General features: G+C 55.7%; 17 protein-coding genes and 1 tRNA gene. 10 read left to right on the top strand and 8 right to left on the bottom strand.

Annotation, left to right across the window (positions count from 1 at the left end):
* Positions 1–7: 7 nt before the first annotated feature.
* Positions 8–1,609 (bottom strand): class I SAM-dependent DNA methyltransferase, encoded by a 1,602-nt coding sequence (locus FA90_RS19440; RefSeq protein WP_051971932.1) that lies wholly within the window; start codon positions 1,607–1,609, stop codon positions 8–10.
* Between the two features lie 431 nt (positions 1,610–2,040).
* On the opposite strand from FA90_RS19440, the gene FA90_RS27370 reads away from it, so the two are divergent.
* From FA90_RS27370 to FA90_RS26630, 4 genes are all read left to right on the top strand, one after another.
* Positions 2,041–6,435, top strand: coding sequence for an H-NS family nucleoid-associated regulatory protein (locus tag FA90_RS27370; protein ID WP_051971931.1), 4,395 nt, complete (start codon positions 2,041–2,043; stop codon positions 6,433–6,435).
* Positions 6,436–6,689: 254 nt separating this feature from the next.
* Positions 6,690–7,598, top strand: a complete 909-nt coding sequence (locus FA90_RS25880; protein ID WP_156116778.1) for a hypothetical protein — start codon at positions 6,690–6,692, stop codon at positions 7,596–7,598.
* A 276-nt stretch (positions 7,599–7,874) separates the two neighbouring features.
* A complete protein-coding gene (locus tag FA90_RS25875; protein WP_239700839.1) occupies positions 7,875–8,693 on the top strand; it encodes a sce7726 family protein in 819 nt (272 codons plus the stop codon).
* Between the two features lie 48 nt (positions 8,694–8,741).
* Complete coding sequence (locus FA90_RS26630) at positions 8,742–9,692, top strand: sce7725 family protein (protein ID WP_036176418.1); 951 nt, start codon at positions 8,742–8,744, stop codon at positions 9,690–9,692.
* A gap of 245 nt (positions 9,693–9,937) precedes the next feature.
* On the opposite strand, the gene FA90_RS19420 is transcribed toward FA90_RS26630, so the two are convergent.
* Positions 9,938–10,879, bottom strand: coding sequence for a hypothetical protein (locus tag FA90_RS19420; RefSeq protein ID WP_156116777.1), 942 nt, complete (start codon positions 10,877–10,879; stop codon positions 9,938–9,940).
* A 220-nt stretch (positions 10,880–11,099) separates the two neighbouring features.
* Between FA90_RS19420 and FA90_RS26625 the strand changes: the two genes are divergently transcribed.
* From FA90_RS26625 to FA90_RS26620, 4 genes are all read left to right on the top strand, one after another.
* Positions 11,100–11,651, top strand: a complete 552-nt coding sequence (locus FA90_RS26625) for a hypothetical protein (RefSeq protein ID WP_156116776.1) — start codon at positions 11,100–11,102, stop codon at positions 11,649–11,651.
* Between the two features lie 113 nt (positions 11,652–11,764).
* Positions 11,765–12,088: a hypothetical protein gene (locus tag FA90_RS19410; protein ID WP_036171647.1), complete on the top strand. Its 324-nt coding sequence runs from the start codon at positions 11,765–11,767 to the stop codon at positions 12,086–12,088.
* A gap of 610 nt (positions 12,089–12,698) precedes the next feature.
* Positions 12,699–13,553 (top strand): hypothetical protein, encoded by an 855-nt coding sequence (locus tag FA90_RS19405; RefSeq protein ID WP_036171644.1) that lies wholly within the window; start codon positions 12,699–12,701, stop codon positions 13,551–13,553.
* Between the two features lie 76 nt (positions 13,554–13,629).
* Entirely contained in the window at positions 13,630–13,821 is a 192-nt protein-coding gene (locus FA90_RS26620; protein ID WP_156116775.1) for a hypothetical protein, read from the top strand.
* 64 nt (positions 13,822–13,885) lie between these two features.
* Here the strand turns inward: FA90_RS26620 and FA90_RS19400 are convergent, their stop codons facing one another.
* From FA90_RS19400 to FA90_RS27730, 3 genes are all read right to left on the bottom strand, one after another.
* Positions 13,886–14,605, bottom strand: a complete 720-nt coding sequence (locus FA90_RS19400; protein ID WP_036171641.1) for a hypothetical protein — start codon at positions 14,603–14,605, stop codon at positions 13,886–13,888.
* A gap of 1,455 nt (positions 14,606–16,060) precedes the next feature.
* Positions 16,061–16,360: a hypothetical protein gene (locus FA90_RS19380; protein WP_156116774.1), complete on the bottom strand. Its 300-nt coding sequence runs from the start codon at positions 16,358–16,360 to the stop codon at positions 16,061–16,063.
* A gap of 481 nt (positions 16,361–16,841) precedes the next feature.
* Entirely contained in the window at positions 16,842–17,417 is a 576-nt protein-coding gene (locus FA90_RS27730) for an HAD domain-containing protein (protein ID WP_197065329.1), read from the bottom strand.
* Between the two features lie 534 nt (positions 17,418–17,951).
* Between FA90_RS27730 and FA90_RS19375 the strand changes: the two genes are divergently transcribed.
* Complete coding sequence (locus FA90_RS19375) at positions 17,952–18,131, top strand: hypothetical protein (RefSeq protein WP_036171627.1); 180 nt, start codon at positions 17,952–17,954, stop codon at positions 18,129–18,131.
* 189 nt (positions 18,132–18,320) lie between these two features.
* On the opposite strand, the gene FA90_RS27725 is transcribed toward FA90_RS19375, so the two are convergent.
* From FA90_RS27725 to FA90_RS19365, 3 genes are all read right to left on the bottom strand, one after another.
* On the bottom strand, positions 18,321–18,548 hold the full coding sequence (locus FA90_RS27725) for a helix-turn-helix domain-containing protein (protein WP_081933943.1): 228 nt from the start codon (positions 18,546–18,548) through the stop codon (positions 18,321–18,323).
* A 53-nt stretch (positions 18,549–18,601) separates the two neighbouring features.
* On the bottom strand, positions 18,602–19,873 hold the full coding sequence (locus tag FA90_RS25865) for a tyrosine-type recombinase/integrase (RefSeq protein ID WP_081933942.1): 1,272 nt from the start codon (positions 19,871–19,873) through the stop codon (positions 18,602–18,604).
* A 112-nt stretch (positions 19,874–19,985) separates the two neighbouring features.
* Positions 19,986–20,061: transfer RNA gene (locus FA90_RS19365), tRNA-Arg, on the bottom strand.
* Positions 20,062–20,248: 187 nt separating this feature from the next.
* Between FA90_RS19365 and FA90_RS19360 the strand changes: the two genes are divergently transcribed.
* Positions 20,249–21,208: a cytochrome c5 family protein gene (locus FA90_RS19360; protein WP_036171621.1), complete on the top strand. Its 960-nt coding sequence runs from the start codon at positions 20,249–20,251 to the stop codon at positions 21,206–21,208.
* Positions 21,209–21,261 lie beyond the last annotated feature (53 nt).

The following is a 21,261-nucleotide window of genomic DNA, read 5'->3' as shown; positions in this document are numbered from 1 at the left end:
CATACGTTTATGTGCCGAAACCTAATTCCACCAGATATCGATTCAGCCTCGCATCAATCCGTGCCTCATCCTCAGTCAATATCGCTAGCTGGCTCAATGTGGCGGCGACATCGACAATTTCTTCGGTCTCACCGTTGTCGATGTAGCGCGCGATATTCAGGTTACCGTCGTTACTGCGAATTTCTTCTAACGTTACCACCCGGCAGTAGTTATCAACGTTGGTTAAGTGCTCAAACGCGGACTTGTGCACGCCGACAATGCGGTTGATGTCTTCAGGACGTAAGCTATTCTGAACTTTACCTTTCGAGCATTCACGGCTGGCGTCAATGATGATGATTTTGCCCTTGAGAGCGGCCGGCTTCTGCTTGTTCAGAATCAGCACGCAGGCCGGGATGCCGGTGTTGTAGAACAGGGCCGACGGCAGCCCCACGATGGCCTCAATCAGGTCACCTGGCTGGTTGCCGCTCGCGGTATCGGTGCCGAACAGGAGGCCTTCGCGAATCTTACCTTCTTCGCCGCTACGGAACAGCACGCCATGCGGCAGAATGATACCCATACGGCCGTCGGCCTTCAGGCTGGCCAGCATGTGCTGGGCAAAAGCGAGGTCTGCATAACCGCGCGGCGGGATGCCATAAACAAAGCGTCCGTACGGGTCACTGACCTGTTTGTAGTTGGGTGCCTTGGGCTTCTTGTCGCTGTCCTGCTCGGCTTCATTAGCTAGTTCCAGCGGCGCCCACCAAGACTTGGCCGAGAACGGCGGATTCGCAATGACGCGGTCAAAGGTCTTGACGTAATCGCCATCCAGGTGCTTGGGTTCGACTAGCGTATCGCCGCGCTCAATCTCGGCGCGCATATTGTGCAGGTAGAGATTCAGCTTGGCGATGGCCCAGGTGCCAAGGTTTTTCTCCTGGCCAAATAGCAGGACATTTGGCTTGCCCATGATGGTGCCGTCGGGCAGATTGGCAACATGATGCGCGCTTTCCACGAGCATGCCGCCACTGCCGCAGGTCGGGTCATATACGGAATGACCCGGTTGCGGGTCGATGAGTTCGACAACCAGTTGCACTACAGCCTTAGGAGTGTAAAACTCGCCGCCCTTCTTGCCGGCGTCATCGGCAAACTGTTTGATAAGGTACTCGTAGGCGTCCCCCAGCATGTCTGCCTTGTACAGGTCGGCGTTACCAAGTTTGTACTGGTTGAAATGGCGCAGCAGCCGCTGCAGGGTGGCGTCGGATAGCACGCGCTTGTCGCCATACTGAGTAGCAGTCAGCACATGCTGCAGTTCGGGGTTGTTGGCCTCGATGGTGGCAAAGGCTTTGTCCAGCGCCTCGCCGATGTTCTCGGTACGGGCAATCAGTTCGTGCCAGCGCGCGCTGATGGGGAAGTGTCCCCATTTATCCTGGACTTCTTCCTCGGCCTCCTTGCCGGTCAAGCTCTCGTCCTTCACCAACTGCGCGATGCGCTCTTCGAACACGTCGTTGAAACGCTTCAGGAACAGTAGGCCGAAGATGTAGTTCTTGAAGTCAGATGAGTCAATCGAACCGCGGAGGATGTTAGCGGATTCCCAAAGCCAAGTCTCAAGGGCTTCGAGGGATAGTTTAATGCTCATTGTAGGTATTAGTCACGAAAACGAACTTTACGAAGGGCAGAAGCCTGTCATTGAATTTTTTCAACAAATGGCTTCGCAAGAGAAGGAGTTGTTCCTGTCATAAAATAGCTTTTATGACAACTGTGATTGTAGCTTGGACCATGTCCTGAGCCTGTTCGCTGCTCCAGGAGTGGGATGCCGAGACATCCAAATAGAGCATCTCAATTGTTGACGACGCCGTATCATGCCTCTTGCCGAGCCGAAATGCTAGCGCTCTGTAAAAGGTCTTGATGTCGATAATTTAGTATAAGCAACCTAGAAGAAGTACCGATGCAGCCCATGAGCAACTTGTGGTTGCCAAACTCGGCCTACCCGGCGATAACGAAGAAATATCTGACTAAGCTGCCCGTAAGATGACTGAATATCTTGACCTAGAACGACATTTTGGACTCTTGACCAAGTACTCGGTCGAGGAGCTTCTGGCTCTCGATATTACGGGGCGCCGACGCCTAAGCTGGGAGCAACTTCTGGCCGGACGGTTCTCCATTATTACAGCTCGTGCCAACTTCGGCAAAACAACGGAACTGCGAGCTTGCGCCCAGCGTCTTCGTGACGAAGGGAAGCATGCTGTGTTCGTTGCCCTTCATCAACTTCTCGAAGAGCCCGACTTTCAAATCGCTCTTGAAGCGGCCGAGGCCAAAGCGTTCGGAGCATGGGAGGCCGCGGCCACCGAACGACTGCACCTGTTCGTTGATTCGCTGGACGAGGCGGCATTGGGTTGGGAGTCCGGACTTCAGACCGCACTTCGTAGGGTGTCTAGGGCGGTTGGACCTGCTGGCGTAGATGTCAACTGGATTCTCTCGTCGCGCCCCGCCACTCTAACGCCATCTGTTCTTGAGGTTATTCAAGCAGAGCTTTCTACAACGCTCTATGTGGGCGACACGAAGGACGAGTCGCCCGACGACACGTTAGAAGAAGTGAATGCCACTGATGCGCTGGGCGCGGGACTCTCCGCGTTCGATGCCGACCGCACCGTCAAAGCGATGACCGTCCCGAGGGAGCGCTTGAAGGTCTACAGGTTGCTTCCTCTGTTGAGCCACGCCGCCAGGCTGTACCTCGAGATTCGGCACGGCGTCGCTGACGGCAGGGCATTGCTGGATGCAGCACGACGTTTCGGGCTAAATGACCTCGCGGATGGCCCGGGAAGTCTCGACGTACTGTCTTACATCGACCCATTGTCCAATCCGCCTAGCGACCTAACCTCCATGTTTGAGCGGATGGTTGCTGGTGTCCAGGCTCAGCAGCGCTCGGACCACCGCGAGTCGCTGGTTGGACGGCCCTCCCCGAAGAGCTTGGACGAGGCCGTGGCGAAGCTCGCGGCAGCTTCGGCAGTTTGTCAGTTGCCAAACATGGAGTTGGCAGCGGATGCTCTCAAGGTGCGGGATGGCGTATTGTCGTGCCGGCCGCTCGTAGGCTCCTTGCTTTCCGAGAGTTCACTAACGTATCTGCTTGGCTCGAGGCTGTTCGTCGATTCAGGACAGCATCAGGTCAAGCTGTATCCTGAGCAACTTCTCCCCTACCTAGCTGCGAAGCGCCTCTCAACACTCGCTCAATCTCCCGAAGACGCGCGTAGACTTATTGTTGCGCTATCGTGGCGGGCGGCGACGGGTGAGTGTGGAGTACATAGGGCTTACCTGAATGTCGCCGGCTGGTTGGCCACATTCAACATTCACTGCAGGTTGGAATTGTTGAAGGTAGAACCGCAAGCCGTTGCATTCTTCGGTGACCTGCGAAGTACTCAAGTTCCCTTGGCTGACGCGAGCGCAGCGCTGAAGCGTAGCTTGGCGCGGCTAAGCACTCTCGGCGACACGCTCGGACGGAATCAGTTCACTTTGACGGCGGAGAACTACTGGCAAGCCGCGAAGCCCGGAATTGAACCGACGCTTTTGGAGGCCTACGACAGCGTTGGCTCTGACTGGCACGCGCGCACCGCACTTCTCGATATTGCTACCTATGCCCATCTCGACGTCTTCCGCGACAAGGTTCTATCCGAGAATGGCAACAGTTACGCGAAGCTGTTAGGAAATTCAGCTCAACTCGTGTATTTGATGTCGCTCGGACGGGATGACGATGCCCAAGCACTCGCCGATGCAGCGAAAGCGAGTCCGCGCCTTGAAGAACGGACGCTTCGACTTCTGCTTGGCGAGCTCGCGTGGAAAAAATTTGATGCCACGACGATTGCTGAACTGGCAAGCAAGCAGTATATGCGCAAGGGGGGCGGCTTCAACCTTAGTTGGGCGCTTACGCACGACGTCGCAGACGCCGCAAGCCCTGAGCAACTCGCGGCGCTGACCGAGGAGTTATTGTCCTACATGGTGAAGCACTATGAGGCGAAGCGTAACGAGCAGAGCGAGCGGTATGACAATTTCGCGGAGGCTGTTCGAGAGTTGATTGCGCTCGTTGTTCGAGCCGAGAACCTTCCTGTCGAACGCGCCACCCAGCTATGCCTGACGTACTACCAGGCTCACGGCAGGCTCCACTTGGGAGGCTTCGACCAGCCTGAGCTTCGCACTGCGCTAAAGCTGTCCGATGCCGTTCGCCAGAACCTACTTCGAGGGGTCATCGCTCAAAGTGACCGAACTGCTGACGGAATCTGGAGGACATTTGTTTCGCACGGGCTCTACTGGCCTTGGGAAGACCGCGATGTTGAGGCGCTTGCCGAGCCTGGATTCACCGAACTGGTGACCACGCTCAAGGAGAACGCTGCTGCGCAGAAGCCGGCTGCTCGCCCCCAGAAAGCGAAGCGAGACAAGCTGGAGCTGGACGAACGTTCAAAGGCTACACTGTTGACTCAAGTTGATAGTTTGAGAGTCGGCTCGAACACGAATGCGCTTGCTTGGATTGCCGGGTGGCTAAGCCAGACAAGTCACAACTCACGCTACGGCGAGTGCGACTTCTTGGCATTCGAAACGGCGGCGGGCCCTGCGCTTGCGAGCGCTACTCGCGCCGGACTTAGCGCCATCTGGCGCAAGCGCGCCCCCGAATTTAACGAGGCCGAGCGCAACACTACGTACTACGTGACAGTCGCAGGCCTCCAGGGGCTTCATCTTGACCTTGGGGACGGAGCCAAGCTTCCGGCGCTGTCCAACGCCGAGGTTAAACAAGCTCTCTTCTACGGTCGATTTGAAATAAATGGCTACCCGAAGTGGTTCTGGCCGGTCGTGCGTGCGCATCAGGCGGCAGCGCTCGAGGAATTCCGTAAAGTCTTGGCTGCAGCAGACGCCGGCGCGGTGTCGGCCGACCAGGCTGACGCATTGATTCGACACCTTCCTAACGCGCCTCTAGCCGTTCAGTACGGCTTGGCCGGCGCGGCATGGACGTTCGCAACAGGCTCGGCTAGCGTCGATTCCTACGCCCTTGAAGGTGCCCTGACGTGTGCAGTTGGCCACGGCGGGAGTGCCGACCAAAACACTTTCGAGGGCGAAGCTTGGTCGCGCATGTCCGCAGCGTTTCGAGCCTCCCTGCCTACCTCGGCGACCCTTACCTCGCCGGAGAATGCCGGCCAGAAGGCGCACAGTGAGTTTGAGGCTCGCATCCATGAAATGACGCGCCTACGCTCAAACGCGGTCGTATGGGGCCTGTTCTGGCTGTTGCACTACCCCTCAGCCTTCGGCGCGCACTGGGAACGCTGGCGTACATCCGAACAGCGCGCAGCGGAGGAGTTCATGTTCGACCTAGCCGCATACATCGGCCAGGACCGCCAAAGTCGCTTGAGAGCTGCAGCGGAGAGAGGCATGGGAGGCCTGAAAGCACTCTCAGCTCTCTACGAGTGGGTAGTGACCGTCGTCCGCGAATCCGAGGACATTGCTCACGAAGATGGGCTGGCGTATACCGTTGGCGCCCGCGACAACGCTCAGCGTCTTCGCGACTCGCTCCTACCCACGATTTCGAGTGTCAAGTCTCAAGCAGCCTACGAGGTGCTGGATGAGCTTCGAAGGAAGGCTACGGGCGCGAATGCAAAGTACATTCAACACTTGCAATTTCAGATGCGAGAGGCGGAAGCGTATGTCGCTCCGGTCACACAACAGAACTACGCCAAGTTCGAGCGCGATTTCTCGCCTCCGGTGACAAGCTATATCCAGTTCGCTCAAGCTGTGCACAACGACTTGCTTACGGTGAAACGTGGCATCGAGCATGGCGAGTTCAGCCTTCGGAGATTCTTCAACCAAGTGGTCATGGAGCACATCAAAACCGATACTCAAGGCCTGGCCCTCGAGGAAGACTTCCAAGCGCTACTCGGGAGTGAGCTGAACCATGCTAGCAGCGGCCGTTATGGCGTGACGCTCGAGCCAATCCTTCCGGCGGCAACTCGGCGCGATGTACTGTGTCAGGTTGGCCAGATGCGAGCTACGGTTGAACTCAAGATGTCCGAGCGTTGGACGGTGGCTGACTACCTTGTGGCCTTGGCTGAGCAGCTGAAGGGACAGTACATGCAGTCCTTTGACTCGAAGATTGGCTTTTTTGTCGTTGTACTTCAGCGTCATCGGACTTGGGACAACCCTACGGGCGGAAAAGTCGACTTTGCAGGACTGATTGGCATCCTCGAGGCAAAGGCCTTGGAGTTGCAAGCTGTGGACCCAGCACTCTTCTTGCGTATCGTAGGCATCGACGCCGCGCCCCAGGCCGATTTCCGAAAGTCGATGGCAGCAACGAAGGCTGCTATCAATGGGCCGGCTAAATATGCTGACGAGAACGGCAATACTTGGAGTGGAAAAGGCCGTCGACCGAAGTGGCTGACCGATGCTCTTGCAATGGGCAAGGAACTTGCCGACTTTGATAAAGGCTAGCGTACAGCTTGAATCGATTCGGCACTACGCTCGGTATGCACCGGCTCAAGTGTATGAGCATCCAAATTGAAACGTCTACACGGTTCGGAACCCTCGCTTATGCTAGAGCATTCGCGCGGCATGGAATCAGAAGCCCCACATGGTGGTCACTAAAACAAGTATCATGACGGGCCATGGCTTCTTCCTTGCCCGACGACCGCTTAAACCTGAAGGTATGGCATGCTTGCTATCTTTAAGAAAAAATTGGAGCAGGTATGGCAAGACTAGGTTTTGATAGGCGCACAGGGCTTGTCTATGAAGGCATGGATGGTCCAACTCATCCTGTGTGGCCGACTCCGGCTCTATCCCAAGCAACGCTGATTGAGGGGCCAGATGACTTACAACGTATTCCAAGTGATTTCGACGGTTTAGGGTGGACTTTCATCGACGGCAGTTTCGACCCCGGAAGCCGAATACGCCGAGGACGATTATTCCAGAAGTTTGGCCCTGCTAGCTGGGAGCCAACTCAAGTTGAAGCCCACCCTGCAATTAACTCTGACTTATTAAAGGCAGCCAACAATGGCGGCCGCGTCAGCAAGGAGCTAAGTGTCTACTACGAGTGCACCGACCTTCTTCAGAAGCGTAATCGTGGCGAAGGTCTCCAGCTCGCGCTTGGGCGGAAAGACGGGCATTCATTGTGGCGTATCCTTCAAACGGAGCGAATCGCTTCGGGCGATGTCCTAGTTACGCTTCGAGCAGAGTCCGTGTTTGGTGTAATCTCAGAACTCGATTCTACTCAGATTGCTACCGACGGCTTGCCAGGGGTACAGGCAGCCTTAGACCGTGTCGTCAACTCAGCCTACCGCGAACTGCCGCAATCAGTGGTTGACCACTGCCGAAATGCCGCTGTCATGCTTACCTCACGATGGATGCAGAAAGTGACTAGCTCTGCCAGCCCTATTGAGCAAGACCTTGGTCAATGGATAAACGCATTAAGACGGCAATTTGGCGACGGTGAACGGGTGGCGTTACGGAGCGCTCTTGAAACAATTAACCGCCTACACCCTCGAGGAAAAGATAATGAGTCGTTCAAATATTCTTTGCGCCAGATTGACGAGCTTGATGCTGAGTATGCCCTTCACGCCTTGGGCTTTGTTATTCGAGAGGTAAACTGGGGACGGTGACCTCGTCGTGCGAGCCCTCGCTGCAAGATGCCCGTTGGTCTGAAAAGCAACTTCGGTCGGTGAGCGTCCGGTTGTGCCTGTGTTTGCGTTCGCATCGTTAGCAGAGCACAGTAGAGCTGACCCAGGACCTCCATCCTGCTAAACTGTCTCGCTGATTCATACAAAAGGAATAGGTCTTGCGGCTCGTGCCTATACACTACGCTCCCAATTCCGCACAACAAGATGACCTCTGCCCTTGACTCCTTAAGGTTGCTCTCACGGGCTTATACCCGACCAATGTTCGCGCAGCTTGCGCGCACGGGGGATACACGTGAGGTCAGTGAGCTTCTTAGCAAGCACAGTCTGGTTGAACAAGATGTTGAAACTCTCCGCCTGGACGAGTTGTTCGAGCGTGGCTGGAACCGGTTGGCCACGAGCTATCGGAACGAGTATGTCTACAAGAACGAACTCGCCACGCGACTTGTCTTCAAGCGGCATAGCCCGCGTACTGCCGGCTTCCAGGTCGAATTGCGGGTCGGCGGCTCAATTGCCGATGTAGTAGTCGCAAACGGCACTACAACCGCATACGAAATTAAAACTGAGTTTGATACTTCGAAACGCCTGACGTCACAGACTGCCGACTATCTTAAAGCTTTTGATAAGGTGTACGTCGTCACGCACCCTGCACATGTGTCGCGCTATGAGCGCGAGCTCGACTCACGCGTTGGTCTCGTTGTTCTATCGAATCAGCATTCGCTAACCCCGTACCGGGAAGCTGCTTCCAACAAAGACAACATCGACCCACACACCATTTTTCGTTGCATGCGGCGGGAAGAATATATAACCGCTATCGAAACTGTCGTCGGACCAGTGCCACCAATGCCAAACGGATTGATAGCTGCGCATTGCGAAGAACTGTTTCGTCAGCTTACGATGGAACAAGTGCACAAGTGTTTTGTAAAAGCATTAAAGATTCGTACAACCAATAAAACTGATGTAGACTTTGTTACAAAGCTACCTCCATCTTTACGCGCTTTAGGATACGCTACACCCCTTTCAGGGAGACAGCGTGCTGCGGTTTTAGGACTTCTAACTAAGCCAGTACAGTTATCCTAAAGACGTATGCGCCTTCGGTGGTAGTTGTCCACTACCTCGGAGGCTGTTATGTATTTCCCTTACGTTTTTGGTCGCGCATCTGAACTTCTTGCTCTGCGTAGCACTAGCCAAAGCTGCTTGTCGTCTGGCCTCGTCGTCCCAATCGTAGAACCGGTAATTACGAAACCTGCCGCACTCATCAAGGCAATGACGGAAATTGGACAGCGCGGGCAACGAGCCGTTATCGTCACCAACCCTTACCAAGGTGAACTCAAAGCCGGAGCCTCTGCAGCATGGCTCACTGTCGTGGATGCGACCTTCGCAGCCTACCCGACGCTCGTTCCCGGCTTCATGTGCCGCCCAGGCGTGCCCTATGCAGAAGTTCAGGCATTCTTAGCAAAGTATGCAAACCGCGATGTCGCCATTCTCCACCTGAACTCTGGCTTGTCCAACGCTTCCGTTAACTCTCTGGCGCAAGTACCAAACGCTGTATTTCACATTGTCCTCCAAGGGAAAGCGCCGAGCGCCCATCTTGCGCTATTGCCCCACGCCAAAACAGTGCACGTCAACGACAATTTCAACAAGCAACCTCGCAATGCTGACTACTCTGGTCAAGAGCACTTTACCGACCACCATCGTTTGTACAGTCAGTTCGGTGTCGGATTTGGTGACTACACCGTGACTGGAGCCGAAATCCAGCTGGGAGGAGGCCCCCCCGGTGCCGTTGCTGTTCACCTCACCTACAAGTGCTCCAACGACGGCAATCTTTGGATGCAGCACTTCGTCTCTGACGACGTGGACATTGGCGTCGGCACAACCGAAGGCAAATTCCTTCAGGCTATTTCAAAGTTTGCTGGCCAGTACCACAGCCGCGTGGCCGAGTTCGGCACTAACGGGGCTATCAACGATTACCTGCAAAATCATAATAATTCGCACTTCCCGGGCCTCGGAAAGAACAAAGAGAGGCAGATTCACCATCATATCGAACGCGTAAACTACTTCTTGTTGACCGGGAACTGATTTCGTTCGATGTGGCTATAAGGGATAGGAGCAACCAGCTTGTCTAGCACACGGGTAAATCAGGGCTTCGTTCGACCAGGAGTGCAGTTAGCCAAGCCTGTCCGGCTCCGCTGTTGGCGCGGGTTCTCTTAGGTACAGCAAGGCAGACCGCATGTAAGTACCAGCACGCTGCTGCCAGGAGTACTGATTTGACGGTCGCTCAATCGAGTACCTCCTGTCATACACTGAACAGGATGCGCGTTAGCCTATCTAGCCACCGCACCGTCCAGCGTTAGCCACTTGCCTGGGGAATCTAGGCCAAACAGATGGTCTGCGAACTTAGCTGTCCTTTCCTCTGCCTTGTCTAATGCACGGGTAAACAGGCCTTCGTTCGACCGCAGATGGAGTTTGCGAAGCCGGTCCAGCTCCGTTTTTGGTTCGGAAAGCTGTGGCCGCCAGACCCAGACTCGCCTGTCTACAGTGTCAAGGAACATATACCAGGCAGCAAACGCGCTGTCAGCGTCCGTCACGCGTGTGAAATGCTCCCACCAGTGTTTTGCGAGCACGGCTCGGTTGGTCCACTTCATGAGATTGCGCTCAAGCAACCGTAGCGAACTAAAGGTCTTGCCCTCTGGCCATTGTAGCCGGTCGATTCGTGGCAAGCGATGGAAAGCCCTCAGTACCGCTGCTCGTCTGTGCCTCCATGGCTGGTCCGAGGCCATGTCAACATCGATAAAGTCATCGAGCCATTTCTCGCGGCAATGCATTTGGCAAACAATCACAAGCTCAAATAAGTCCTGGTCAGTGTTGCATCGAATCAGATTGGTCAACTCAGCTCGAACGGCCTCTACTTCGGCCGACTCAGGCACCCTCATTGCGATGTGCATCAGCTCTGGAATATTGGCGGGCCCATTAAAACGAACCGTCATGGTGTCGGCTAAAGCCTTCCACAAGCGAAGCCCCTTAGCAGGAGCGTGAGTCAGTAAAACCTCACACAGACACAAATATAGCCCACTTGCTGAATGCACGCGTCCGCGAAAGACCGCTGACCGCGCCTCTACACCTTCCAGTAATCCATCCCAAACCGCAGGAGATGCCGTGTACGCCGCCTCAACTGTCGCGCGTGAGAACATATGCAGGTAAAAGCTGTGCCCACTGGTGCGGGCTTTTTTGATGGTGGCCGCGGCATCCTTGGCCAATTCGTCCATGCGCTTTTGAAGCTCGTCTATGTCCTGTGTCGTTCGCTGCTGATGTGAACGCGAAATACGGTGTCAATTACAATCGTCGTATCACTAAAGACGAGCTGAGCAAGTACAACTAATTGACCCAAGCTAACTGGTTCGATTCTCGGCAGCGCGCCCGGAAATTTGAATGCTAAGTATTGGCTGACATACTAAGTAAAACCCTCACAGCGGCTAAGAACCCTTTATGAAAAAGTTACTGAAAGTGGCAAAGGTTTTCGTCGTCGGCTCGATGGTGTCCGGTCTGTCGGCATGCAGCACTACCAATGAAAAATCGGTGGAAGCTTGGCAAGGTAAGCTATGGCGCGGGGTAGTGTCGAAGACACTACTGGACACTACCGAATGGCGTCCGACTGACAAGGACTGGATTGCGTCAGCAAAATTCGATAATACCCGTGACGTCGGTATGCGCACGGCTCGTGTCCACTTTGCATCCGGTTGGAACTCTGTCATCGCCAATGCGATGGTGCCGGACAACATCGAATTCCAGGACATTCCTAAGGGCACCTTGGTAGATGTTATGGCAGAGACTGGTCCAGACATGGACTACTCTGCCCAACGCTACACTCGAATCTTGCGTGTTGTCTGTGCCGCTGTGGACGACAACTGCATGGCGCGAGAAAAGAAGGCTAAAACGTACGGAGCTGTTATTGATAGCGCACCCCAAGACGTAAACGCCCATTACAGGGTCACGTACACGCGGCGTGAAACCAAAGCCGATGTGCAGAAGTACGATTAGTCTTAACGTAGGCGGTTTGGATTTCGCGTCATCGCGAAAATTTTTTGTGATGGAGCGCTTTTTCATAAATAGTGTGGCTATACAAAGTATGCCAACCAACCTTGGAAAACCGCATGCACAACGAATACGACGACGACACCTACGCTTACACCTACCCTATCGCTGGCGAAGACGAGGTCATCCAATGGGATAAGATGGCGGAAGACGGCATCATCACGCATGAGGCGGCTGCCCGGCTAGCTGCTGCGGACGCTGAGTTTGCAAAAAATGAGTTCACTCGCCGGCGCCCGTCGCGTATGACTGAAAGCAATCGCCTCAAATTCCTGCGCACGCTTTCTCTTCATGGTTGGACGGAGGCCGACCTAAAGCCGGCCCCACCCACTAATCGTGGGTTTGCGCAGCGTCTGATTGATTACGCCGAGCCCCGCGAAGGCTGAACAGCCGACCTGCACAGAATCCAAGCACGAGCGCCGCTGCTATAAGCAGCACGATGTCGGCTGCGCTCACTGCTGCCTCGCGATGTCGGGAGTCGGCCAACTGAGAATTGACGCTACACGGCGGAAAATCCACCGGAGTAGCGGCGGCTCGCCCCAGCCCCTTTCCTCAACCAGTCGGTAGAACCTAAGCAAAACGTCGACTGGGCGTACCGACCGGTCGCATTGCCTTTTTGCCGTTGCGCACTGCCCCGCCAAGTGCAGGGCGAGTTCCTCACAGACATTCCAGTCGAGGCATCGGTCCATTAAAGTGCGGCCGGTTTCATATGGAAAATCAAATGGCACCGCTGAGGTGCCCATCGCTGGCAAATGCATGCTCACTCCTCCTAAAAAAGCGGATATCGAGCATAATACTGTATAAACGTACAGTTTACAATATTGCAACTAGAATAGAATATTCGAGCTGCCACGCTGGTTGAGCCGGCTCAACTGCTTGGCCGACCTCCTTTGTCTTCTGGCCAGCTGCTGTATCGGTGATGAGCCAAGTGCATACTTATTATTTGCCGCGGTTAAACACGATATACTATCGGCAACGTATATTGGGGCACTTGCTATGGACGAGACAGCAGACCTGGAATTGCTTGAGGCTGAGCAGCGGTTAGCTGCGGCCTACGTAGTCAAGCCTATTCTATTCAGAGTTAAATTCGCCAAAATTCTGGCGGCCCTGTGCGTGCCGCTTGGCCTTGGTTTCGCATTCATATTGCCGGCTGCCGATTCCGACACAGCCCTGAAGCAGACTATCGTGCCTTTGATAGCCTTGGCCTTTGCGCTTCGGTATTCAGCGCAGGTTTGGTATCGCGACAGCGTTACCGTGCTAGCAGCCACACGGCATCGTATCAAGCCTGAGAATTTGATACACAAGATTTCCGTAGCTACGTCGTTGCTCGTACTAGCTCTTATGCTCGTGGCTGGTAGTCAGAGCGGTGACTCAAACCACGACGTAACTTCTTATGTCCTGACCGTCAGCGTGTATGCGCTCTACCTGGCGTTCCTTTTCTGGCCTCAGTATCAAGATGTCCTGACACCTGCTGCAAAAGACGAGTACGCACGCGTGAAGTTTGCAGAGGCACAAGCAAAGCAGCAACAGGCCACGAGAGCTGAACCGACGTTCGCAGACGCGGCGGCAGTGAAAATCTGGTCTACCTGGTATGCACGCTACACCTTGGGCGCCCTGCTGTTCTGGCTCGCATATGCCATTGCAACTGGCGGCGATAGAAATGCATGGATGTTGGCCACGACTGCAGCCGTTGGCGGACTAATCTGCATGAAAGAGCTCGCCCTTTGGGCAATCGGGCTAGGCATCCTCGGCGGACTCGCGTACCTGGCGTTTGGAGCCATCGCAGGCCTACCGGTCAGCGTCGCCATTATCATTGGCGCACTCATCATCGCGAACTCTCGGAAAAAGTGAGTTGAGCCGGCTCAACCGGCTCTCTGAGAGCTAACCGCAGTTGCTATACGTTTCAGGCTAACAACGGAAACGTAGAATGGTGAACGACCTGATTGCAAACCTCGAAAAACTCATCGGCGAGGACGTATTTCGAAAAGGAGCGGCAGCTTTTACGGCTGGCGAACCGCGGCATGCGCCGGCGCGATTTGGTGTGTACTGTGGCGAGTGGGTACGAGGCTATGACCACGCGCTGTATTCAGCAATACCGGAAGCAGCGACTGCTGACTAATTAAAAAACCGCACTCTAGGGTGCGGTTTTTTGTTTGGGCACCTGGTTGAGCCGGCTCAATTTGTCAATCATCCAGCCTAGGAATTCCGGGACTCAACATAGTCAGGTCAGTCGGATAGAACGGAGGTCTTGCGTTGGGATTACGCTTCAGTGCTATGCTGGAAAATTTCTCGTCTTCAGGGTAAACGAATCTCAACGTTTCTTTCTGTATCCCGAGAGAGCGCCTTCTTTCTGTCTCGAATTCAGTTTTGGCTTGGTCAATAATGTGCCGGAAAAAGGCATGGCATACAGCCTTGCCTCTAGTGTCCGCACAATACTGCAGCCGCTCCTTAGCCTTGGCCTGCCACAGGTCTGTGTCTTTCAACCTTGGCATATTCGCAATCAGTCTCTCTAGCCCGTCACGGCGTGTCTTGTCTGGAACGGGTACATCATGGGTGGCCAAGAATTCCTTCAGCTCTCCGACCTTCATGCGCCCAAACACGTCATACATTGTGACGTCACTGCTGGACTCCATCAACGGCCAGCGGCTGGGATACTTACCGAGCGAGGCAAAGGTCGCGTTCCACTGTTCGTACTCTGGCCAATGCCAGCGGCGACCTCGGAAATACCGTTCAAAGACCACATCCAGATACGTCAGGTCTACAAACCTGCCATGCTCGTTTTTGATGATGGCGAAGATTTCTTTTGCCTCTTTGGCAGATATTTCCTTTATCTCACTTATCTGCTGAAAGAAGATTCGCTCGTACGCATCCTTATGGTTGCGGCTTACCTGTACCGTAGGCATTGATGGTTTTGCATCTACATCAACCTCCTGGTACGTATCTCTTTTTCTAGTGAATAAACCGAAGAGCCCCATAGTCTCTACCCCCCGCCATGATGTGTTAGCAACATTGTAGCTCCCCAATTGAGCCGGCTCAACCGCGGCTTGACGCAGAATTGAATTGGCTCAATTGGCAAAAAGTGGGCGAGATGCGGTTCAGGTTGGCCAGGAGGCGAGGCTAGAGCTGACGTTGCGTGCTATGCACGTGCTCGGCATACAACTCCCAAGCGCTGATACCAATGGGCGAGATGCGGTACATGCGCGCGTAAGAGATGCGGCCGGGTATGGCCGTAGGTGAGATATAGGGGCGGGAGTCCACGAAGCCCTTGCTCGCAACGCCACGGAGGGTCTCGCTGTGAGTAGACTGCATTGTGCCACCAAGGTCCGTCGGCCTGCACCAGCCGAGCTCTGCGACGCCTGCGAGCAGTTGGGGCGTACCCCGCTTGCCCTGCTGCAGATACATCATCCGTAGAATGCGTGCCTGCTCGATTGTCAGGCCTAGGGTGCGCTTGCGAGTCTTCATCATGTCGTGGCGTTGAGCGGTACCGTCAATGTATGGAGGCCAGGTATATCGCTTTTGGGCGCAATGTCCGGCTGCGCCAGGTAAACCGCCATCTGGCACCAGTTGAGCCGGCTCAACCGACAAGATGCAGTTGGCCAGGATGCACAGCCAGGGCACCGAAAAGGTGGGCGAGATGCGGTTCTGAGTGTGCCCTGCACGTGCATGGCACATGCGCGCGGAGCGGAACCGGGGGCGGGCCATCCACTAATAAGCGTGGGGTAAAAAACGGGTATTTCCCTTTGTATGAATCCTGGCTACCGGGGTTTGCTATTGCCATGCCGGCTCATACCATGGCCAACCTCCAGCCGCCTCAACCGCTGCTTGCAATGGTGTCTCATAGTCGCCCGCAGGTCGGTAGAACTCCCCGATGTCGGCTATGAATTGCTGATGCCACTCCGGACTCGCTAGCGTGCGCTCCGCCAGGTCATCCAGCGCTTGGCGCTCGAGCATGTGGCGTAGGAACTGCACATTTGTCTCAGTAGGCAGGAATACGCGGCTAGGCCGCAATCATCTGCTGCAGCCGGTCTTGCGCCGCGCTCATTTCGCCGGCTCTAGATGAGCAACATCTGCTGCCAGCGCCTTCTGCGTGCTCGCGACGCCGTAGCGCCAGCCGTCAGCGCCATGCAATTCCCAGGTAAGCGCACCGTCCGTAGCCGCGTTGCAGTGGAGGCGGAAGCGATGCTGGAACATCAAGTCGATTAGCGCGCGAGGGACAATGTGCTGTGCAGATGCAGTCATAGGTCTTAGCTGGGAGATGGGTCATGTGTAGCCCTCAGCTTTATCGCCGGTTGAGCCGGCTCAAGCGACTGTCCAAAACAAGGCCCCGCTCGTGCGGGGCCTGATTGCAAAAGGGCGACTTACGCAAGCGCTGCGGTAAGGGTGGCAGCGTGCTTAGCGCTCGCTAGGCGGCCCACATCGGCTTGGTATAAGTGCTGTGCACACTGATAAGCGAAGTGCGCTACCTGTGCCGTTTCTGACGCCTTTGTGACCTGGCGCCCTAGTAGAACTGCCCGGCCATCCTGCCCTGCGTCGCGCGCACTGTCCAGCAGCTCCTGCAGTTTGTCATGCTTGATGCTAGCGTCGTAGTAGCACTTGCGGGCGACGTTCATGTCGGTCAGGGATTGTGCGATAAGGGCGGTGAGTTTTACGATGGTCATGAGAGCTCCGATGTTTTTATTGTTGGGCAGCGCCAGACGGGCCGGCATACTTTGTATAGCGAAGAAGTCTGAAACCGCCCCGCTGCCATACAAAATATTTCGTCAAAAGTTCCCCTGTCTACAACGTTTAGCCGGTAGCGCGTATAAAAACAAAGCCCCGCACAGTGGCGGGGCTTGCTTAGAAACGGTTGAGCCGGCTCAACCGCTGGCTGTGCTGCATTTGTGGGGTAAAAAACGGAGGTGGCCAGGGTGGCTGGCTGGGGTATCGCCACGTACTCGGCACGTGCAGCACTGGTCATCAGCCCAGTTGAGCCGGCTCAACCCGCCTACCGCATCCAGCATATGGCTGCGATAGCGACAATCAGCCCAGCGGTCATTGCGACCATGGCGGCGTTACAGAGTACGCGCAGTGCAGGCTGCTCGTCTGCAAGCAGCGCTCGAATAGAGGTACGCATACGATGTCTCCGTTAGTTGAGCCGACTCAATCGCTACCGAAGAGCCGGTCCACCGTCGACGGAAAGTGCGGCTCCATTGGAATCCGAGACTCAAGCGGTTTGCCGCTGCATAGTAGCCCGAGCGCTTCTGACAGCTCGTCTGCGACGCCGGGCTGTGCAAGCCCTTGCCATGAATTCGTAGGCGCTACCACCAGGTGGCGTCGCTCTGCGGGCCAGCCCTCAACGTCGTCGTCAAGCGCTAACCAGCGTGGCACCTTGCGCTCCTCGGCATCGGTGGTCACAGCGTCATGCCGCCGCAGTGGCGGGACTTGCAGCAGCCAGCCTTGCCATATTGTCCCTACTACGCGAGCTCGCAAGGCCGGAGGCAGTTGCTGGACAGCGAATTTGTAGCCAAGCGCACGCACCCAGCTTGTGGCTAAGCTGATTCGGACGTCTGGGAATGGCTCCAGCAGGCGCTCTAATAGCGGTGCATGCTCGAACAGCGGGCAATCTGTAGGGCGACCACCTTCGTAAATCCGCGGCCGTAGCGGCTCTTCTCGAGTGACGCGCACGTCCGCAGGATGAAGGACGCCATCGTAGTCCAAATACAGAATTGGCGACATAACTACTCCATTACGATTTGCGACCTTGTTATACCAGAATTTTCATACGGGATTGCCGGCAGAAATAGTGTGGATTCGGTCCCGCAACGGCACTTCTAGTACCTCTCTAGCATCGGCACTCGCTCGCCATAGTCCCGCTGCCTGGCGCTGTCCGGCAGCCTCAGCAGGTACTCGGTCATGCGCGCTATCTCTGCCATTGCAGTAGCGCGACTGATAACAAAAAAAACTCTGCGGCAGGTTGGACACATAGCGAAGTGTGTAGCCATTTGAATCCCCCTTTAGAAAAGTATACACACGTCCTAACACGAGAGCACGCAGATGAAGGGAGGATTTACGGGGAGCTCCGCGTTGTCGCCACGTCGTGTAAAGTGTCGATATTGTTCGAGGAGGCGTTATGAATATTATGGACTATCTAGCTGAGCCGGCTAATCGCAGCAGAATCGTCCGCGCTATAGAGCGGTGGACCGTCCCTGTTGTCCTTTCAGTCGTGGCCCTGCTGATAGCGGTAATCGTCCTCCAGCACCAGGGCATCCTATGAACGAGGCTGACTTTGATGTACTGCGGCGGCATCTCCGCCCCGTGACACTGGAGCGGATGGCGGAAATCGTGCGGGAGCGGACAGGTCCGACCTCTGCCGGCGAGCAGCTACCACTGGCCGATGCAGGCCTGGAAGATGAGGTGCGCAAGCTGCTGGCGCCGCGCACTATCAGGTAATTGCTGGGGCAATGACCATCTGCGCGTACCTGCGCGTTCGTGGGTCCCAGATGCTTGCCGGCAAAAAGATGCTGCTGTGGGCCTGGCAGTGCGCACAGTAGCGATAGTGATATAGCGTTGGCGCGCGCTGCCTGTAGCGCACTAGCTGCTCGTCCAAAGACAAGGTGGCCAGGTCGTGCAGGGAGGCGTCTACCGCATTGCCTTGCGTGGACGCCCTCTTTTCACAGGAGCATCCGCTCGCGTAGCAAAAATCGGTTTGGGTTGTATAAACTGAACGACTGCGCTTTCCTCCCACAACAGTTTGCGTCCTAGTTGAAGAGGCTGTGGTAATAATCCCTGCTTCATATAGGTACTTACAGTTCGTACAGATACCCGCAGCATCAAGGCAAGTTCATCCTTCGTCAAATACTTCGTCATAGGGGCTCCACAGTGGTAAAACCTGTGTAGCCCCACGACTTATATTTATTTCCTTACGTTGCCGAAATCATCGTAGCGGCGCGTGGATGCTGAGTCAGGCGGTCACCGATAACGTGAGCACGCTGTTGCAAGTACACCCTCTGTAACACAGCTTTGTCACTATGCCCAGAAAACACCATTACTTCTTCGAGAGACGCTTCGAGCAGCTCTACCAGCCGCGAGATGCCTTCGCGGCGCATGTCATGCAGGCGCACGTCATACATTTCAACTCTATCCGCCGCACGCCGTAACGCCTGCGAAATGCCGCTAGGAGAAATTTCAAAAATCCGGCCGGTCTTTTCTGAACCAAGCTGCTGGAGAATCTGCAACGCTGGTGGCAGCAATGGAACGTCTCGGGTACTCGTTTTCGATTTTTTAAGGTGGCCAGGCTTGCGCAGTGTAACGACCTTTTTGACCCAATTTACGTCTTCCCACTGTAGCGAGCAAACTTCACTGCGACGTAAAGTTGTCATAACTGCAAATCGTACGAACGCTATGTGCAAGGGGTCTAATTCTGTAATCAGCAAGGCTAGAGCTTCCTCGTCAACTCGAGTGTCACGGGGTTCAGGTTTTTCCGGCAACGGAATTTCCATGACATACTGAGCTGCCAGCCACGCGCCGTGGAGCTGATTCAATTTGTTGGCACGAAAATAAGCCAAGAGTACGCGACGCATCAACGTAATTTCATGACGAACCGTTTGCGCTGATGGAGGGACTATCTCAGCAGGAGGAAGCACTTGGCCCGCTTTTTTCCTGTAGTGCTTTTGGTGTTTCGTAAGTTTAGGGTCCGAAACTCGTCCGGAACCGAGCAAACCTGCTTGTCGGTCGGCCATCCAGCGGTCTAGCCGGTCATAGTCCAGTTGGCCAAGCGTAAGATGCCCAAACCACTCGTCGAGACGTTTGAGGCGTGACGAGTCTGATGCGGCACCTGCCAGCTTCGGCAACTCACGTCGACGATAATTTTCAAGGATATCGCGCACTGTGATGTCTGCCGGAGCACTTCCAGGACCAATGATGGGGGCCGGTAGCAGAGGCTTCAGCTTTGCGTCCGATTTTTGCTCGAGCAACTCGACGCGACGACGGCGGGCCCACCGCAGGCCTTCATCGAACTGGTCCATGTCGAACGTGAGCGAATCTTTTGGGATGGGGGAAACTTGGACAGAGAACCGTAAGGAGCCCGAGCGGACCTCTACGTAGATATTTTTCTCAGCCCTGCCAGGCTTGACCTGCTTGCCTGATGTGACCTGCGTGACCTGCGTGACCTGCGTGACCGACTTGACCTTCATGCTGAACTCCTCTGTGATGGAGTCCAGTGTTGCAACGCGATTTATATTTTTCCCAAAATCTCAGAACTTTCTCCCCAAAACAAATACGAAAGGATGTAAGTCTTTGATTTTATGGTGCGGCTGGCTGGAATCGAACCAGCGACCCTTGGCTTCGGAGGCCAATACTCTATCCACTGAGCTACAGCCGCGCTGTGAAGTGATGCGAAGGATACAGTCTTTCCCGAGCGTCGTCTATGGAAACCGGCTGGCCGCACCAGTTAATTGCGTTTCCATTAACGATCTTTGCGCCTATAATCGGGCGCGGACGGCATTGCATCGAGTGTGGGGAGCGCAGCGCCGGAAGGGCAGGTTTTTTTAATTCGTATTAAGGAAATCATGAGCGACGCACATAACGAACAGCAATCCTTCATCCGGACACCCAAGCAACTCATCTTTGCAGTCGCCGGTTTCTTTCTGGTGATCGTCATCGGCATCATCCTCCTCGTCACCTTCGTCACCAACCAGCCGCTGATCGGCGCCGGCTCGAGCAGTCAAAGCAACCAGGCCGTGGCCGCCCGTGTGCGTCCGGTGGCCGAAGACGGCTTCACATTAAAAGACGCCAACGCACCCAAGATCCTGCAATCCGGCCAGGCGGTGTTTACCGCCGTCTGCGCTGCCTGTCACGCCGCCGGCGTCGCCGGTGCGCCCAAGGTTGGCGACGCCGCCGCCTGGGGTCCACGCATCGCGCAGGGCTACGACACGCTGGTCGAGCATGCGGTAAAAGGTTTTCAGGGCAAGGCCGGGGTAATGCCCGCCAAAGGCGGCAACGTCGACCTGGACGACGTCGAGGTGGCGCGCGCCGTCGTCTACATGGCCAACCAGGGCGGCGCCAAGTTCAAGGAACCGCAGGCGCCGGTCCCGGCCGCACCGGGCGGCGCGAGTGCGGCCGCCACCGTAGCAGCTGCGGGCGTGGCTGCCGCCAGCGCAGCGCCGGCGGCGGACACATCGACGGCCACCCCCGCGGCCCCCACCTCCCCGCCGACCGGCGCGAGCGCGCCGGTTCCCGGCACCGCGTCCAGTACGGCCGCTCCCGCCGCAGGCAGCGCCGATGCCGGCAAGGGCTTGTACAGTACCGCTTGCGTGGCCTGCCATGGTGGCGGTATTGCCGGCGCACCCAAATTCGGCGACAAGGCGGCCTGGGCGCCGCGCATTGCCCAGGGTCAGAACGTCCTGTACGAACACGCCATCAAGGGTTTTCAGGGCAAGGCCGGGGTAATGCCGCCAAAAGGCGGATCGACCGCGCCGGACGCCGACGTCAAGGCTGCAGTCGACTACATGGTATCTGCCGCCAAGTAACCAAATTAGCTGTCTGGTAACTCACAGTTTGCAACCGTACTGAAGAGCTGTCG

Origin of the sequence: Massilia sp. 9096, from assembly GCF_000745265.1 — a bacterium.
Taxonomy (GTDB): Bacteria; Pseudomonadota; Gammaproteobacteria; order Burkholderiales; family Burkholderiaceae_D; genus Telluria.
The sequence above is the reverse complement of the archived record's forward strand: the minus strand, read 5'-3'. Positions and strand labels throughout refer to the sequence as shown.

Excerpts from the sequence above, each read along its gene's own strand:
- FA90_RS26625 (WP_156116776.1), top strand. The coding sequence starts at position 11,100 with ATGAAAAAGTTACTGAAAGTGGCAAAGGTTTTCGTCGTCGGCTCGATG.
- FA90_RS19440 (WP_051971932.1), bottom strand. The coding sequence starts at position 1,609 with ATGAGCATTAAACTATCCCTCGAAGCCCTTGAGACTTGGCTTTGGGAA.
- FA90_RS27725 (WP_081933943.1), bottom strand. The coding sequence starts at position 18,548 with ATGACGAAGTATTTGACGAAGGATGAACTTGCCTTGATGCTGCGGGTA.
- FA90_RS27730 (WP_197065329.1), bottom strand. The coding sequence starts at position 17,417 with ATGTCGCCAATTCTGTATTTGGACTACGATGGCGTCCTTCATCCTGCG.
- FA90_RS19420 (WP_156116777.1), bottom strand. The coding sequence starts at position 10,879 with ATGGACGAATTGGCCAAGGATGCCGCGGCCACCATCAAAAAAGCCCGC.
- FA90_RS19375 (WP_036171627.1), top strand. The coding sequence starts at position 17,952 with ATGAACGAGGCTGACTTTGATGTACTGCGGCGGCATCTCCGCCCCGTG.
- FA90_RS19400 (WP_036171641.1), bottom strand. The coding sequence starts at position 14,605 with ATGCCTACGGTACAGGTAAGCCGCAACCATAAGGATGCGTACGAGCGA.
- FA90_RS25880 (WP_156116778.1), top strand. The coding sequence starts at position 6,690 with ATGGCAAGACTAGGTTTTGATAGGCGCACAGGGCTTGTCTATGAAGGC.
- FA90_RS26620 (WP_156116775.1), top strand. The coding sequence starts at position 13,630 with ATGGTGAACGACCTGATTGCAAACCTCGAAAAACTCATCGGCGAGGAC.
- FA90_RS19360 (WP_036171621.1), top strand. The coding sequence starts at position 20,249 with ATGAGCGACGCACATAACGAACAGCAATCCTTCATCCGGACACCCAAG.
- FA90_RS25865 (WP_081933942.1), bottom strand. The coding sequence starts at position 19,873 with ATGAAGGTCAAGTCGGTCACGCAGGTCACGCAGGTCACGCAGGTCACA.
- FA90_RS25875 (WP_239700839.1), top strand. The coding sequence starts at position 7,875 with ATGTTCGCGCAGCTTGCGCGCACGGGGGATACACGTGAGGTCAGTGAG.
- FA90_RS19380 (WP_156116774.1), bottom strand. The coding sequence starts at position 16,360 with ATGACCATCGTAAAACTCACCGCCCTTATCGCACAATCCCTGACCGAC.
- FA90_RS19410 (WP_036171647.1), top strand. The coding sequence starts at position 11,765 with ATGCACAACGAATACGACGACGACACCTACGCTTACACCTACCCTATC.
- FA90_RS26630 (WP_036176418.1), top strand. The coding sequence starts at position 8,742 with ATGTATTTCCCTTACGTTTTTGGTCGCGCATCTGAACTTCTTGCTCTG.
- FA90_RS19405 (WP_036171644.1), top strand. The coding sequence starts at position 12,699 with ATGGACGAGACAGCAGACCTGGAATTGCTTGAGGCTGAGCAGCGGTTA.